The organism is Pseudomonas sp. HMSC08G10 (assembly GCF_001808425.1).
Classification (GTDB): Bacteria; Pseudomonadota; Gammaproteobacteria; order Pseudomonadales; family Pseudomonadaceae; genus Aquipseudomonas; species Aquipseudomonas guariconensis.
Genome location: NZ_KV793292.1, coordinates 77,961 through 93,693, shown reverse-complemented (window position 1 = coordinate 93,693; position 15,733 = coordinate 77,961). Strand labels below are relative to the sequence as shown.

Sequence of the window (15,733 nt, the reverse complement as noted above, 5' to 3'; positions counted from 1 at the left end):
AAAACCCGTCCTGTCGATGGCCGGCAAGTCGTTCAACTTCTTCTAGAATTTCGCTAACGCGGGCACCGCTCTGTCGGGAGAGGTTATGCGCAAACTTTGGCGAAAGTACCTTGAGCTGCTGGACGCCGACCTGAGCACCAAAGTCTTCGATAACTTCAAGAATCTGCTGGTCTGTGCGTTGCTGTTCGCGGCAGGCACCGAGGCGATCCACGGTAACCACCAGGTTCTGCTCGGGCTTTGGGTATCGAATCTGACGGGTTGGGGCCTGATCCTGGTCTCGGCGGTGCTGTTGTTGCTCAATGTCAGCGATACGTTGCACCGCTTGGCCAAGCTGCCTTACCACTCGGTGCTGCAGGTGTTGTTGTGCGTGCTTTATCTGGTTCTGGCTTCACGGGTGGTCGAGATCGTCTGGCGTTTCAGGGCCCAATAGCCGCGGTTGAAATCTTCAGGCAGACCGGCCAGGCTCTGCAGCTTTTGTTTCTGGAGTCCTCGACATGTGGGGAAAACCTGCGCGCCAGAGCCTGTCATGGGCCTTGTGCACCTTGCTTGCCATCAACCTCGCCCTGGCCGCTGGCTGCAGCAGCAAAGCCAGCACGGCTCGGTACGCTGCTGCGGCAGCGGGGTCGAACTGCTATGCCAAGGCCTTGCCGACAGCGGGCGAGGGCGGTCTGGCCTGGGGGGCGAGCATGAGCATTGCCCGGCAGAAGTCCCTGCACAACTGCATGCGCTACGCCAGCCGCTCCGGCGGTACGCCGCATACCTGTCAGGTGGTGTTGGCCAAGTGCAAGCGCTGATGGCCAGCGCCGCCTGAGCAATTGTCTTCATTCTCAATGGCTGTGGCGAAAATTCGTACGTCGGCGCGACAAGTTGTCTGCTTGACTTTGCCAGGGGCGCGGTCGTTGCGCTAAACTTGACGCCAAGGTCAGTTTTTGTGATTTCCACTCCGACCTTGCTTTCGGAACGTCAGTGATTCCGCCCTCCGAGCTATCAAGTACCAGAATACGTCATGGGCAGGCGCGCTCTGCCCAGAGGATGAAGCATGACCCACCGTGATATTTCCCGGCGCGCCTTCCTGCAAGGCGGCGTGATTGCGGGCGTAGGGGTGACCCTCGCACCGCTCGGCAGCCCGGCCTTCGCCGCCCTGATGGAAAACAGTGTCACCACTTCCCCGCAGAAGTGGATGAGCCATGACGGCAAGACACGTTTTCGCAACGATGCGCTGTCCAAGGTGTGCGGCAACAAGGTGTTCGCCCGCGACATCCGCGCCAAGGACATGCCCGGCTGGCCCCAGCAGCAAGGCCACGCCCTGCTGCTCAAGACCATCAAGGCCGACCGCATCTATGCAGGCCTGGACCTTGCCTGGCTGGGCGCCGACCTGCAGCCGGACCGCGTCGTCACCGCCGAAGACCTGCACAAGGATGGCATCGCCTGGCCTGAGGCCCACTCGCCGGACCCGCTGCTGCCACCTGGCAAGGTGCCGATGTTCATCGGCCACCCGGTGGCGATCCTGATCTGGAACGACTTCGAGCGTTACCGCCAGGCCAAGCTCAAGCTGCAATTCAACGACAAGGCCATCCGCTACGGCGCCCAAGCGCCGCTGTATCAAGGCGACCCCTATGGCAGCTTCCGTTTCGTGCGGGTGGCGGGCAAGACGCCGTTCGAGGAGGACGAGTTCTCCAGCCTGAAGAACTCCATGCTGTTCCCCACCATCCTCAACCGCAAACCGGTCTGGACCAACGAGCCCAAGCAGCACGGCACCCTCACCGAGCAAGGGCTGTTCTATGCAGATCGCATGGCCGAGCAGCTCAAGCAGGCTCCCGAGGACTGGTTGGTGTTCGATGAGCGCTACAAGACGCCCTCCATCGAGCCGGCGGCGCTCGAGCCGGACAACGGCAACGGTTGGTACGACCCACAAAGCGGCACCCTGCATTTCGTAGTGGCGACCCAGTGCCCCTTCGAGGTGGCGCAGGAATGCGTGCACATGATCAAACCGTCGCGCTTTGCCCTCAAGACACTGAACATGCACCCCGGCTATACGGTCGGCTACGGCTCCAAGGACAACAACATCTTCGTGTTCTACGCTGCCGTCGCGGCCCTGTACGGCAACGGTGTGCCCGTGCGCCTGGCCAACGACCGCTACGAGCAGTTCCAGAGCGGCATCAAGCGCCATCCGTTCGACATCCACTACCAACTGGCGGTGGACAAGAAGGACATGTCGTTCAAGATCTTCCGCGCTGACATGAGTGTCGACGGTGGCGGACGTGCCAACTACAGCTCTTCGGTGGCCGCCGTGGGCGCGACCGCGGCGCAGTCGATCTACTACATGCCACAGAGCGACCTGGCCGTGTCCGCCTACCACTCCCGCGGTGTCGAGGCCGGCTCCATGCGGGGCTATGGCACCCTGCAGACCATGGCCGCGACCGAGATGATGGTCGATGAGATCGCCGGTCGCCTGGGTGTGGATGCCATCGAGCTGCGCCGGGTCAATGCCCTGAAGTCGGGCATGAAGAACACCCAGGGCGCCGTGCCGGCCGGGGCCCTGCGCCTGCACGAGATCCTCGACAAGGCCAGCGCCCACGAGCTGTGGAAGAACCGCGACGCCTACAAGAAGACCATGGAAGCCAAGGACGCCGACAACTGGTACGGCGTGGGCTTTGCCATCTGCCAGAAGGACTTCGGCACCGGCGCCGAAGCGCCCATGGCCAGCATCGAATTCACGGCCGACGGGCGTATCAGCCTGCGTCATATCGGCACCGAACTGGGCACTGGCATGTCGACCTCCCAGGCGTTCGTGGTCAGCGACTTCCTGGGGCGTCCGGCCGATGAAGTGAAAACCGCCGAGACCGAGTGGCCGGAGCTGCAACTGGCCACCCACGGCAACCCCTACCTGATGAGCCAGGCCGAGCAGGACGCTGCCCTGCGCGACCCACGCTGGGTCGGCAAGTTGGCCTCGCCATCCTCGGCGACCAACTCGGCCTTCTACTTCAGCCACGCCACGCGCGAAGCCGCACGTGTGCTGTTCAACCACGGCCTGTGGCCGGCGGCGCTGTCGCTGTGGCGCCAGGGCCCGTTTGGTGGCCAGGCCAATCCGCTGGTGGTGCGCCGCGAGAACGCGGTCTGGGTCAACGGTGAACTCACCGGCAATGGCCTGGCACCGATCCCGTTCGCCGAGCTGGCCAAGAAAGCCCACGAGATGGGGCTGGTGACCGGCGTCAGCGTCCACGCGTTCAACCGCTGGAGCTGGGCCGAATCCGACTTCGTCATCGATGGCGTGCGTGAGCGCCTGCCGCTCGATGCGATGGCGGTCAAGTACGGCGACGGCGCGCCGAACGTCAAGAAAGCGCAGATGAACAGCGCCAGCTACCACCTGCTGGACCGCCAGAACGCCGCCTATCCGGCCACCCAGCTGAACAACGCCATGGTGACCTACTACAGCCCGGTGGCGACCCTGGTGCAGGTGAAAGTGAACAAAGGCAGCGGCCAGGTGCAGGTACTCAACCACCACAGCTGGGTGGAGTGTGGCCGTGTACTGGTACCGGAACTGGTCAAGGGCCAGCTCGAAGGCGGTATCGCCATGGGCATCGGCCATGCACTGACCGAAGAAATGCCGCTGTACGAAGGCGGCCCGGGCGAGGGCGACTGGAACTTCAACCGCTATCGCCTGCCGATGGCCAAGGACGTGGCAGTGTGGCAGCAGACATCGGAGATCCTGCCGCCACTGTCACCGACCGACCCCTCCAAGGGCATCGCCGAAGTGGTGATGATCCCGGTGGTCGGCGCGATCGGCAACGCCGTGGCCCATGCCATCGGCAAGCGTGTTCGCGACCTGCCTATCACCCCCGCCCGCGTCAAGGAGGCCCTCAATGGCTAACCGTCCGCTTCAAATGACCTTGAATGGTCAAACCGTCGGTCCGGCCGAAGTGCCCGAAGACCTGGCAATGATCGACTACCTGCACGAATACCAGAACCTCACCGGCTCCCGCCTGGGCTGTGGCCAGGGCATCTGCCACGCCTGCGTGGTGATCGTCGACAACCCCGACGGCACCAGCGAGGAAGTGCGCACCTGCATCACCGGCGCGCATTACTTCGAAGGCAAGAAGGTGCGCACCATCGAGGGTCATGCCAAGCATGACGAGGCGGGCAACCTCAGTGAGCTGAACCCGATCCAGCAGAAGTTCGTCGACCGCTTCGCCTTCCAGTGCAGCTACTGCGCACCCGGCTTCGTCAATGCCGCCACCGTGCTGGTGGAAAAGGCCCAGCGCCAGCCGCTGAAAAAGAGTGAGCTCGAAGGCGCCATCGAAGCCAGCCTCGGCCATCACATCTGCCGCTGCACCGGGTATGTGCGTTACTACGACGCCACCCGCGAAGTGCTCAGTGACCTCGGCCTGGTCAAGGAGGGTTGAGCATGAGGCACGTTCTTTCGGGCCTGGCGCTGGCCATGGGTGCGGCGCTGTCGCTCGGTGTACAGGCAGCCGACCAGGCGCAGGTCAAGCGTGGCGAATACCTGGCCCGCGCGGCCGACTGCATGGCCTGCCACACGGCCGAAGGCGGTGCGCCGTTCGCCGGCGGCCTGCCGATCCATTCTCCGTTCGGCACCATCTACGGCACCAACATCACCTCGGACAAGCAGTTCGGGATCGGTGACTACAGCCGCGACGAATTCTTCGCCGCCCTCACCGAGGGCAAGCGCAAGGACGGCGCCAACCTGTATCCGGCGATGCCCTACACCTCGTACCACTTGATCAAGCGCGAGGATGCCGACGCCATCCACGCGTACTTGATGACCGTGCCGCCGATCAACCGGCCCGCGCCTGAAACCAGCCTGAGCTTCCCGTTCAACGTGCGCATGGGCCTGGCCGGCTGGAACATGCTGTATGGCAAGAGCGTGCAGCTGCAGGCCACCGAGGGCAAGAGCGAGGCTTGGCAGCGCGGGCAGTACATGGTGGAGGTACTCGGCCACTGCGGCGAATGCCACACCCCACGTAACCGCATCGGCGCCCTGGAGCAGGACAAGCGCTTGACCGGTGGCCTGTTGGCCGGCTACCTGGCACCCAGCCTGCTGGCCCAGGACCTGGCCGAGCGCGGCTGGACCCAGCCGGACCTGACCACGTTCCTCAAGCACGGCATCAGTGCCCAGGGCAGCATGTTCAACGAGATGTTCCCGGTGGTGCACCACAGCACCCAGCATCTGGAAGACGCCGACCTGGCCGCGATGGCGACCTATCTGCTGGGTGACCAGCCACCGAAGGCCAAGGTCGTGCAGGCTGTGCCGGTGGACCAGCTCGGCGAGAGCGCCAAGCGTGGCCGCCAGCAGTATCTCAACGTCTGCGCCGGCTGTCATGGCGTCGAGGGCGAGGGCAAGCCGCACATCGCGGTCGCCATGCAGGGCAACACCGTGCTGCGCCAGGCCGACTCGCGCAACCTGGCCAAGGTGATCCTCGAAGGCATCCGCGAGCAGCAGTTCACCGGCTTCGAGCGCATGCAGCCCATGCCGGGCTTTGCCGACAAGCTCGACGACGGGCAAGTCACCGACCTGGTCAACTACCTGCGTGAAGCATGGGGCGGGCTGCCGGGGGACTTGAGTACCCAGCAGCTGGCGAACCTGAAGACGGAGTGAGCCGTGCAGCATCTTGATCTGCAAGTGGTACGACAGGCGCTGCAATGGTCCGGCCAGGGCCAGCGTGTGTGGCTGTGCACCGTGCTCTTCACCTACGGCTCGGCGCCCCGTGCGCCGGGCTCGCTGTTGGCGGTCAACGAGCGCGGGCAGTGGGTGGGGTCGCTTTCTGGCGGCTGCGTCGAGGAAGACTTCCTGGCGCGGGTCGGCGAAGGCGAGTTTGCAGGGCCGGTCGCGGTGGTGCGCTATGGCGATGGTAGCGACAGCCGCTCGAACATTCGGCTTCCGTGCGGCGGTGTGCTCGATGTCCTGGTGGAGAACCTGCCAGCGGATTGCGACGTGCAGGCGCACTTGCGCGAGCTGGAGTCGGCCTTGCTCGGCCAGCGTCGGCTGTTACGCCAGGTGAGCCTGCACGATGGCCAGCGCCGGTTGAGCGACGATATCGAGCAGGGGCCTCGGGTGGCCTATGACGAGGCCGTCGTCCATGTGCGGGTGGGCGCGGCCCAGCGTTTGCTGCTGGCAGGGTATTCCAGCGTCGCGCACTTCTGCGCGGAGTTCGGCAAGGGGCTTGGTTTTGAAGTCATCCTCTGCGAACCCCGCGAGGAGGTGCTCGACGGGGTGGTGCTCGACGGCATCGAGATTCGTCGCGAGCTGCCGTCGGTGTTCATTGCCAATGGCGGCTGCCACCGCGACACGGCGGTCGTGGCCCTGACCCACGATCCCAAGATCGATGATCTGGCCATGCTCGAAGCGGTACGCACCGAGGCGTTCTACATCGGGGTGATGGGCTCGCGCACCACCTCAGAGAAACGCCGCGAACGCCTCCAGCGCATCGGCAAGCTGGATGAGCAGGCGCTGGGGCGGATTCATGCTCCCATCGGCCTGAACCTGGGCAGCAAGACCCCTGCGGAAATCGCCTTGGCAGTGCTTGCGGATGTGCTGCGTACCCGCAGCGGCATCGCCCGCGAGGCGCTGTGACGGTCGTCGCGCTGGTACTGGCCGCCGGACGCAGCGTGCGTTTCGGCAGCGACAAGCGCCGTGCGCCTCTGGACGACGGGCGTAGCCTGTTGGCCCACAGTGTCGAGCAGGCCCTGGCCGTGTTCGATGAGGTGCGGGTGGTGCTGCGTGAGGGGGAAGGTATGCAGGAGTTGGGACTGCCTGCCGGCTGCCGGGTGGTCCCCAGCCCGGATGCTGCCTTGGGCATGGGCCACAGCCTCGCGGCGGGCGTGGCCTCGCTCCAGGACGGCAATGCCCACGCGGTCGCCATCCTGTTGGGGGACATGCCCTGGATCTTGCCGGACACCTTGCGGCGAATGGCGCAGGCCGCTTCGGCGTCCAGCATCCTGTTGCCCTCGCATGAGGGGCGACAGGGGCATCCTGTGGTGTTCGGCCGTGCCTTTTGGCCGGAGCTGATGCGCCTTACGGGTGACGAGGGGGCGCGCTCGGTGGTGCGCTCACACCGGGATTGCTGTGTGCTGCTCGAGGTGGACGACGCCGGCGTATTGCGTGATGTGGATACGCCGGACGCGTTGGCGGCAAAGGCCTCGCCCCTGTAAGAGCGGGTTCACACCACGAACACCGGCCGCCACCGCACAGTCTGCTTCGCGGCGGTTCGACGCTTCGATAAACCCGCTCCCACCGGCTCAGCGGTGTTGTCCCAGTGGGAGCGGGGCTTGTCCCGCGATGGGCTGCGCAGCAGCGCCGATGATCTTCCGTCTGGCTAGGCCGCCAGGCGCCCGCTGGCAATCGCCTGCGAAGCCGCCAGCATGGCGCGCAGCAACACCGCGCAGCCGGCCGCCAGGTCCTCTGGCGTGGCATTCTCGATTTCGTTGTGGCTGATGCCGCCTTCGCAGGGTACGAAGATCATCCCTGCAGGGCCCAGCTCGGCGAGGAAGATCGCGTCGTGCCCCGCACCGCTGACGATGTCCATGTGCGCCAAGCCCAGGTTGCGCGCCGAGTCGCGTACGGCATCGACGCAGCCTGTGTCGAAGTACAGGGCAGGGAAGTCCGCGGTCGGTGTCAGCGTGTAGCTCAGGCCATGGCGCTGGCAGGTGCTGTCGATCACCTGGCGGACTTCAGCGATCATCGCATCCAGCTGTTCACCCTCCAGGTGACGAAAATCGAGGGTCATGCGCACTTCGCCGGGGATGACGTTGCGCGAGCCAGGGTAGGCCTGCAGGCAGCCCACGGTGCCGCAGGCGTGAGGCTGGTGGCTGAGCGCCGTGCGGTTTACCGCCGCCACCACGTCGGCGGCACCCACCAAGGCGTCTTTGCGCAGGTGCATCGGCGTTGGACCGGCATGGGCCTCGACGCCGCGCAGGGTCAGGTCGAACCACTTCTGGCCCAAGGCGCCCAGCACCACGCCGATGGTCTTGGCTTGGTCCTCGAGGATCGGCCCTTGCTCGATGTGCGCCTCGAAGTAGGCACCCACCGGGTGACCGAGCACGGCCCGTTGACCGGCATAGCCGATGGCATCGAGCGCCTCGCCGACGGTCACGCCCTGGGCATCGACTTTGGCCAAGGTTTCTTCGAGGGTGAACTTACCGGCGAACACACCTGAGCCCATCATGCACGGGGCAAAGCGCGAGCCTTCCTCGTTGGTCCATACCACCACTTCCAATGGCGCCTCCGTCTCCACGCCCAAGTCATTGAGGGTGCGGATCACTTCCAGGCCGGCCATGACCCCGAAGCAGCCATCGAACTTGCCCCCGGTGGGCTGGGTGTCGATGTGGCTGCCGGTCATCACCGGTGGCAGCTTCGGATTGCGTCCTGGCCGGCGGGCGAAAATGTTACCGACTGCATCGATGCTGACGTCGCAACCGGCGGCCTCGCTCCATTGCACGAACAAGTCGCGCGCCTGGCGGTCGAGGTCGGTCAGGGCCAGGCGGCAGACGCCACCCTTGGCGGTGGCGCCAAGGCGCGCCAGGTCCATCAGGGATTGCCACAGGCGCGCACTGTCGATATGGCGCTCGCTCGATTGCAGGACATGCTGGGCGGGAGTGCTCATGGGTATCTCCTCAGGCTGTTGTTATCCGGTTGGGCGCAGGCCTTGCGTCACGGTATCGGTTTGGCCAGTCGGCTGGGTTTGCGCAGCGCCACGCTGCCCAGGGCGTAATAGAGCGTGCCGCCGAGCAGGGAGCCTGTGAACCAGCCGTAGTCGTAGAACCAGCTGAAGCGGTCGTTGCCGATGGCCATGATCGTCAGCGCCACGGGCAGGGCGAAGGCGGCGAAACCCGCCCAGTTCCAGGCTGGGTAAACGTCGTCACGGTACAGTCCGGCCAGGTCCAGGCGTTGCCGGCGGACCAGGAAGTAGTCCACCACCATGATCCCGGCAATCGGCCCGAGCAGGCTGGAGTAGCCCAGCAACCAATTGGAGTAGACACTCTCAAGGCTCAGGTCGGAGACGATCCAGCCAAGCTTTTTCAAAAGCTCATGGGCCATCAGGGCCAGGCCGATGAAGCCGGTGAGCCACACGGCGCGGCTACGGCCGATCAGTCGCGGGGCGATGTTCTGGAAGTCGTTGGTCGGCGAGACGATGTTCGCCGCCGTGTTGGTCGACAGCGTGGCGATGATGATCAGCGCCATGGCCAGTGCCACCCAGCCTGGGCTCTGGATGTGACCGATCAGGCTGACAGGGTCCGACACTGTCTCACCGACCAGGGACGCCGAGGCCGCCGTCATGATCACGCCCAGGGAGGCGAACAGGAACATGGTCAGCGGCAAGCCGAAGATCTGCCCGAGGATCTGATCTTTCTGGCTCCTGGCGTAGCGGCTGAAATCCGGGATGTTCAGCGACAGCGTCGCCCAGAACCCCACCATGGCCGTGAGACCCGCGCAGAAGTAGCCCACCACGCTGGCGCCTTCCGGACGCTTGGGCGGCTGGGCCAGCAACTCGGTCATCGACATGTGCGGCAGCGCCCACATCAACAGGCCGAAGCCCACCGCCACGAGCAGTGGGGCCGACAGGGTCTCGAGCCATTTGATCGACTCCGCACCGCGCAGCACCACCCACAAGTTGAGCGACCAGAACACCATGAAACCGATCACCTCGCCGGTGCCGCCCAACGACTTCCAGCCCTCGAACAGCGACCCGAGGAACAGGTGAATGGCCAGGCCACCGAACATCGTCTGGATGCCGAACCAGCCACAAGCGACCACCGCGCGGATCAGGCAGGGCACGTTGGAGCCCAGGATGCCGAAGGAGGCGCGCAGCAGGACGGGGAAGGGGATGCCGTACTTGGTGCCGGGAAAGGCATTGAGTGTCAGGGGAATCAACACGATCAGGTTGGCCAGCAGGATCGCTAGCAACGCCTCGCCGACACTCAGGCCGAAATAGGCGGTGAGCACGCCACCGAGGGTGTAGGTGGGTACGCAGATGGACATCCCCACCCACAGGGCGGTGATGTGCCATTTGTTCCAGGTCCGTTGATGCACCTTGGTCGGTGCGATGTCGTGGTTGTAGCGCGGGCTGTCCAGGACATCGCTGCCGGCGGACAGCTCAAACAGCCCGTCCTGCTCGATCACTTGCGATCTGCTCTGTTGCATGGGGCTCTCCAGGTTTTTCTTGTAGTTGTTCGCTCATCGGGCTGATGCGATGGCCGGAGTACACACACCACCAGTACTGCACCTTCGGTCCGGCCAGGCGGTTGGGGCCGCACTCAACAAACGTGCCGGGTTGGCCCTGGACCTTCCCGGATGGCCGCCGCCGACCGAAGGTAATGCGCTGCAAAGCATTTCTCGACAACAACAGCGGGCGCGGCACTTGCCGCGCCCGCTGTTTTCGTGTTGTACGGACCAGATTTCAAACAGCTGAATTTGCATGGAAAATCTCGACCAATTTCGCTTCTTGTCAAGTAAGTCAAGCTGGTTCGAGGTCCTCTGTTTTTCCTGTTTTTTATAAAAAACTAACAAAAACAAGATGTTAATGATTGAAGGTTTTGCCAATTAATTTTTTGACCAAACCCGGATCAGCAACTAGATTCCAATCTTGTCAGGCCTGACAGGATTGCATGTTCCTTTCCAGGCCTAGGCCACATAACAATTTCAAGAACCGGCCCTGACCGGTCAGCCTGCGAGGAAAACGGCATGTCCCTGTTGATCCGTGGCGCCACCGTGGTTACGCATGAAGAACACTATCGCGCAGATGTCCTGTGCGCCGATGGCCTGATCCGCGCCATCGGGGAAAACCTCGACCCACCGGCTGACTGCGAGATTCTCGACGGCAGCGGCCAATACCTGATGCCAGGCGGCATCGACCCCCACACCCACATGCAGTTGCCGTTCATGGGCACGGTAGCCAGCGAGGACTTCTTCAGCGGCACGGCCGCAGGCCTTGCCGGTGGCTCCACGTCGATCATCGACTTCGTCATCCCCAACCCGCAGCAATCGCTGCTGGAGGCCTTCCACACCTGGCGTGGTTGGGCGCAGAAATCCGCCGCCGACTATGGCTTTCATGTCGCCATTACCTGGTGGAGCGAGCAGGTGGCCGAAGAAATGGGCGAACTGGTCGCCCACCACGGGGTGAACAGCTTCAAGCACTTCATGGCCTACAAGAACGCCATCATGGCGGCCGACGACACCCTGGTCGCCAGCTTCGAACGGTGCCTGCAACTGGGGGCGGTGCCCACGGTGCATGCCGAGAACGGCGAGCTGGTGTTCCACTTGCAGCAGAAGTTGCTTGCCCAAGGCCTGACCGGGCCTGAAGCGCATCCGCTGTCGCGCCCCTCGCAGGTCGAGGGCGAAGCCGCCAGCCGCGCCATTCGCATCGCCGAGACGCTCGGGACACCGCTGTACCTGGTGCATGTCTCCAGCCGCGAAGCCCTGGATGAGATCACCTACGCCCGGGCCAAGGGCCAGCCGGTGTACGGCGAGGTGCTGCCGGGCCATCTGCTGATCGACGACAGCGTCTACCGCGACCCGGACTGGGCCACGGCTGCAGGCTACGTGATGAGCCCGCCGTTCCGCCCGCGCGAACATCAGGAGGCGCTGTGGCGTGGGCTGCAATCGGGCAGCCTGCATACCACGGCGACCGACCATTGCTGCTTCTGCGCCGAGCAGAAGGCCATGGGCCGCAACGACTTCAGCCGCATTCCCAATGGCACCGCCGGCATCGAGGACCGCATGGCGGTGCTGTGGGATGCCGGCGTGAACAGCGGGCGCCTGTCGATGCACGAGTTCGTCGCGCTGACCTCCACCAACACCGCGAAGATCTTCAACCTGTTCCCGCGCAAGGGCGCCATTCGCGTTGGGGCCGATGCCGACCTGGTGCTCTGGGACCCCCAAGGCACGCGCACGATTTCCGCCCAGACCCATCACCAGCGAGTGGACTTCAACATCTTCGAAGGGCGCACGGTCCGTGGCGTGCCCAGCCACACCATCAGTCAGGGCCGCGTGTGCTGGGCCGATGGCGATCTGCGCGCCGAGCCCGGGGCAGGGCGCTATGTGGAGCGTCCGGCCTACCCAGCGGTGTACGAAGTGCTGGGCCGACGTGCCGAGCAGCAGCGGCCGACGCCCGTCAGCCGCTGAGCCTGGGGACTGCCTGGCAGCCCCTCAGACACCACGAACTGCCGTTGACTGCCATCCCGAGAACGCCGGGCGGGTGACCGCCGCCCGGCCAATAAGAAAGAGAGGCTACAACCGTGATCGATGCCCTGAACCACTTGCCCAAGCCCCGGGCCAGCCGTGAGCAGCTGGCCGAGGCGTTCACCGATCTCGCACCTGCGCTGACCGCGCGCCAGGCTGCCGTGGAAAGCGCTCGCTGCCTTTATTGCTACGACGCGCCTTGTGTCAACGCTTGCCCCAGCGAGATCGACATCCCCTCGTTCATCCATCGCATCGCCGACGAGAACCTGCAGGGCGCTGCCGAGCGCATCCTTTCGGCCAACATCCTCGGTGGCAGCTGCGCCCGCGTCTGTCCGACCGAGATCCTCTGCCAGCAGGCCTGTGTACGCAACAACGCCCAGGAGTGCGCGCCAGTGCTGATCGGCCAGTTGCAGCGCTACGCGCTGGACAATGCAGGTTTCACCGAGCATCCGTTCCAGCGCTCACCGGCTACCGGCAAGCGCATTGCCGTGGTCGGCGCAGGGCCGGCCGGGCTTTCCTGCGCCCATCGCCTGGCCATGCAGGGCCACGATGTGGTGATCTTCGAAGCGCGGGAGAAGGCCGGTGGCCTCAATGAGTACGGCATCGCCCGCTACAAGCTGGTGGATGACTACGCCCAGCGCGAGGTGGAATTCCTGCTCGGTATCGGCGGTATCGAAATCCGCCATGGCCAGGCATTGGGAGCCAACCTCACCTTGACGGAGCTGCGTGGGCAGTACGATGCAGTGTTCCTCGGCCTGGGCCTTGGGGCCGTGCGCCAATTGGGCTTACAGGATGAAGAGGCCCCAGGCGTGCTTGGCGCTACTGCGTACATCCGCGAGTTGCGCCAGACCAGCGATCTGACGCAACTGCCCGTGGCCGACCGCTGCCTGGTCATCGGTGCAGGCAACACCGCCATCGACATGGCGGTGCAGATGAGCCGCCTGGGCGCGCGGGACGTGAATCTGGTGTATCGCCGCGGCCAGGCCGACATGGGCGCGACCGGGCATGAGCAGGACATCGCCAAGGCCAACCAGGTGCGCCTGCACACCTGGGCGCGCCCCGACGTGGTGTTGCTCGATGACTGCGGCCGGGTGCGCGGCATGCGCTTTGCCCGCACGGCGCTGGTCGATGGGCGACTGACCGACACGGGCGAGACGTTCGAGCTGGCCGCCGATGCAATCTTCAAGGCCATTGGCCAACGCTTCGACGATGCAAGCCTGGCCGATCCGCTGGCGGCGCAGCTGGAGCGCGACGGCGAGCGCATCCGCGTCGATGCGCAGATGCGCACCAGCCTGCCAGGCGTCTACGCCGGTGGCGACTGCACCGCGCTGGGCCAGGACCTGACTGTCCAGGCCGTGCAACATGGCAAATTGGCTGCCCAAGCCATCCATGCCGAACTCATGCTCAACGTGGAGGCAGCGTAAATGGCCGACTTGTCTATCGTCTTCGCCGGTATCAAGGCGCCCAACCCTTTCTGGCTGGCCTCCGCGCCGCCCACCGACAAGGCCTACAACGTAGTGCGCGCCTTCGAGGCCGGTTGGGGCGGGGTGGTATGGAAGACCCTCGGCGAGGACCCTGCGGCGGTCAACGTGTCGTCGCGCTACTCCGCGCACTACGGCCCCAACCGCCAGGTGCAGGGCATCAACAACATCGAGCTGATCACCGACCGCTCGCTGGAGATCAACCTGCGCGAGATCACTCAGGTGAAGAAAGACTGGCCTGACCGCGCATTGATCGTGTCGCTGATGGTGCCCTGTGTGGAGGAGTCCTGGAAATTCATCCTGCCGCTGGTGGAGGCCACGGGTGCCGACGGCATCGAGCTGAACTTCGGTTGCCCCCATGGCATGCCGGAACGGGGCATGGGTGCGGCGGTCGGCCAAGTGCCGGAGTACGTGGAGATGGTCACCCGCTGGTGCAAGACCCATTGCTCGCTGCCAGTGATCGTCAAGCTGACGCCCAACATCACCGACATACGCCAGTCAGCCCGCGCCGCCCATCGTGGCGGAGCGGACGCGGTGTCGCTGATCAACACCATCAACTCCATCACCAGTGTCGACCTTGATCGGATGGTCGCGCATCCGATCGTGGGCGAGCAGAGCACCCATGGCGGTTACTGCGGTTCGGCGGTCAAGCCGATTGCGTTGAACATGGTGGCCGAGATCGCGCGGGATCCGCAGACGCGCGGCCTGCCGATCTGCGGCATCGGCGGTATCGGCAACTGGCGGGACGCCGCGGAGTTCGTCGCCTTGGGCTGTGGCGCGGTGCAGGTGTGCACGGCAGCGATGCTGCACGGTTTCCGTATTGTCGAGGACATGAAGGATGGTCTGTCGCGTTGGATGGATCAGCACGGCCATCACAGCCTGGAGGCCTTCCGCGGTCTGGCGGTGGGGCACACGACCGACTGGAAGTACCTGGACATGAATTACCAGGTTGTGGCCCACATCGACCAGCAGGCCTGCATCGGCTGCGGTCGCTGCCACATCGCCTGCGAGGACACCTCGCACCAGGCCATCGCCAGCACCCTCAAGGCCGACGGTACCCATGCCTACAGCGTGATCGACAAGGAATGCGTGGGCTGCAACCTGTGCCAGATCACTTGCCCGGTGGAGGGCTGCATCGACATGGTGGCGCAGGACACCGGCAAGCCCTACCTCAACTGGACCCAGGATCCGCGCAATCCCTATCGCGAGGCCAGTTGATCCCTGGCTGCCGGACGTGAGCTTGGGGCTGCTGCGCAGCCCATCGCAGGCTGTCGCCAGCTCCCACGGGTAAACAGCAAGATCTGTGGGCGCTGGCGACAGCCTGCGATGGGGCGCGTATCGGCCCTTGGGGCAGCAATGGGATCAGGGCTCCAGGCCGATGCCGCGCAGGATCACGCAGGTCACGGTCTGCACGGCCCGCTCGAAGGCCGGGTCTGACAGCGGCTCGCCGCCATTGAGCAGCGTCACCTGATAGCCGAAGTCGGCGTAGTGCTGGGTCGCGGCCCAGATCATGTACAGCAGTGCCGAAGGCTCCACCGGCAGGATACGTTTTTCCTCCACCCAGCGACGGATCTTGGCCTCCTTCATCAGCGCCCAGGGCACCAAGTCGTCGTCCAGGCTGGCGCCGAGCAGGGGCGCGCCATGCAGGATCTCTTCGGCCCAGACCTTCGAGCCCAGCGGCCGCGAGCGCGAATGACCCATCTTTGCGCGAATGTAGCTGGTCAGTACCACCCGCGGATCCTCGAAGCGCTCGAAGCAAAGGGCGTCCTGCTTCCACACTTCCAGCAGATCGCGCAGCACGGCCTGGTACAGCTCGTCCTTGGTGCTGAAGTAGTAGTGCAGGTTGGAGCGGGGCAGTTCGGCTTGCTCGGCGATATCGCCCATGGAGGTGCCGGCATAGCCTTTTTCGGCAAATACCTTTTCGGCGGCCTGCAGGATCTTTTCGACGTTGCGTCGACGGATCTCGATCTTGTGGTTGGTCATAGCCTGTCCATTGCAACCTTCGCCCGCCAAGGCTAACAGCTTTAAAGGGCACGGCCCAAAGCGAATGCGCGAC

The 15,733-nt window shown here is 64.6% G+C and carries 13 protein-coding genes; 10 read left to right on the top strand and 3 right to left on the bottom strand.

The genetic code is table 11. The features are described 5' to 3' along the window. The first annotated feature begins 85 nt into the window (after positions 1 to 85). The 7 genes from HMPREF3173_RS03890 (at position 86) to HMPREF3173_RS03860 (ending at position 7,170) form a co-directional block, all read left to right on the top strand. On the top strand, positions 86 to 430 hold the full coding sequence (locus tag HMPREF3173_RS03890; protein ID WP_070571616.1) for a hypothetical protein: 345 nt from the start codon (positions 86 to 88) through the stop codon (positions 428 to 430). 64 nt (positions 431 to 494) lie between these two features. Then, positions 495 to 794 carry a hypothetical protein gene (locus tag HMPREF3173_RS03885; protein WP_070571615.1) on the top strand — a complete coding sequence of 100 codons (300 nt, stop codon included), beginning with the start codon at positions 495 to 497 and terminating at the stop codon, positions 792 to 794. Positions 795 to 1,039: 245 nt separating this feature from the next. Next, positions 1,040 to 3,871, top strand: a complete 2,832-nt coding sequence (locus HMPREF3173_RS03880; protein WP_070571614.1) for a xanthine dehydrogenase family protein molybdopterin-binding subunit — start codon at positions 1,040 to 1,042, stop codon at positions 3,869 to 3,871. Continuing rightward, positions 3,864 to 4,403 (top strand): (2Fe-2S)-binding protein, encoded by a 540-nt coding sequence (locus HMPREF3173_RS03875; protein WP_043206967.1) that lies wholly within the window; start codon positions 3,864 to 3,866, stop codon positions 4,401 to 4,403. Before HMPREF3173_RS03880 ends, HMPREF3173_RS03875 begins: the two co-directional genes overlap by 8 nt. A 2-nt stretch (positions 4,404 to 4,405) precedes the next feature. Next, positions 4,406 to 5,617, top strand: a complete 1,212-nt coding sequence (locus HMPREF3173_RS03870; protein WP_070571613.1) for a cytochrome c — start codon at positions 4,406 to 4,408, stop codon at positions 5,615 to 5,617. A 3-nt stretch (positions 5,618 to 5,620) separates the two neighbouring features. Next, a complete protein-coding gene (locus HMPREF3173_RS03865; RefSeq protein WP_070571612.1) occupies positions 5,621 to 6,592 on the top strand; it encodes an XdhC family protein in 972 nt (323 codons plus the stop codon). Next, the gene (locus HMPREF3173_RS03860) at positions 6,589 to 7,170 is read left to right on the top strand and encodes a nucleotidyltransferase family protein (protein WP_070571611.1); all 582 of its coding nucleotides are present in this window, start codon (positions 6,589 to 6,591) and stop codon (positions 7,168 to 7,170) included. The genes HMPREF3173_RS03865 and HMPREF3173_RS03860 overlap by 4 nt, the downstream gene beginning before the upstream one ends. Before the next feature lie 164 nt (positions 7,171 to 7,334). On the opposite strand, the gene HMPREF3173_RS03855 is transcribed toward HMPREF3173_RS03860, so the two are convergent. Continuing rightward, a complete protein-coding gene (locus HMPREF3173_RS03855) occupies positions 7,335 to 8,621 on the bottom strand; it encodes a Zn-dependent hydrolase (protein WP_070571610.1) in 1,287 nt (428 codons plus the stop codon). Between the two features lie 47 nt (positions 8,622 to 8,668). Then, positions 8,669 to 10,159 carry an NCS1 family nucleobase:cation symporter-1 gene (locus tag HMPREF3173_RS03850; RefSeq protein ID WP_070571609.1) on the bottom strand — a complete coding sequence of 497 codons (1,491 nt, stop codon included), beginning with the start codon at positions 10,157 to 10,159 and terminating at the stop codon, positions 8,669 to 8,671. A gap of 540 nt (positions 10,160 to 10,699) precedes the next feature. Between HMPREF3173_RS03850 and hydA the strand changes: the two genes are divergently transcribed. The 3 genes from hydA (at position 10,700) to preA (ending at position 14,895) form a co-directional block, all read left to right on the top strand. After that, on the top strand, positions 10,700 to 12,139 hold the full coding sequence (gene hydA / locus HMPREF3173_RS03845; protein WP_070571608.1) for a dihydropyrimidinase: 1,440 nt from the start codon (positions 10,700 to 10,702) through the stop codon (positions 12,137 to 12,139). Between the two features lie 113 nt (positions 12,140 to 12,252). Beyond that, positions 12,253 to 13,620: an NAD(P)-dependent oxidoreductase gene (locus tag HMPREF3173_RS03840; RefSeq protein ID WP_070571607.1), complete on the top strand. Its 1,368-nt coding sequence runs from the start codon at positions 12,253 to 12,255 to the stop codon at positions 13,618 to 13,620. Beyond that, entirely contained in the window at positions 13,621 to 14,895 is a 1,275-nt protein-coding gene (gene preA, locus HMPREF3173_RS03835; RefSeq protein WP_043206949.1) for an NAD-dependent dihydropyrimidine dehydrogenase subunit PreA, read from the top strand. 144 nt (positions 14,896 to 15,039) lie between these two features. Here preA and HMPREF3173_RS03830 read toward each other — a convergent pair whose 3' ends face one another. Continuing rightward, positions 15,040 to 15,660: a TetR/AcrR family transcriptional regulator gene (locus HMPREF3173_RS03830; protein WP_043206947.1), complete on the bottom strand. Its 621-nt coding sequence runs from the start codon at positions 15,658 to 15,660 to the stop codon at positions 15,040 to 15,042. Positions 15,661 to 15,733: the final 73 nt, after the last annotated feature.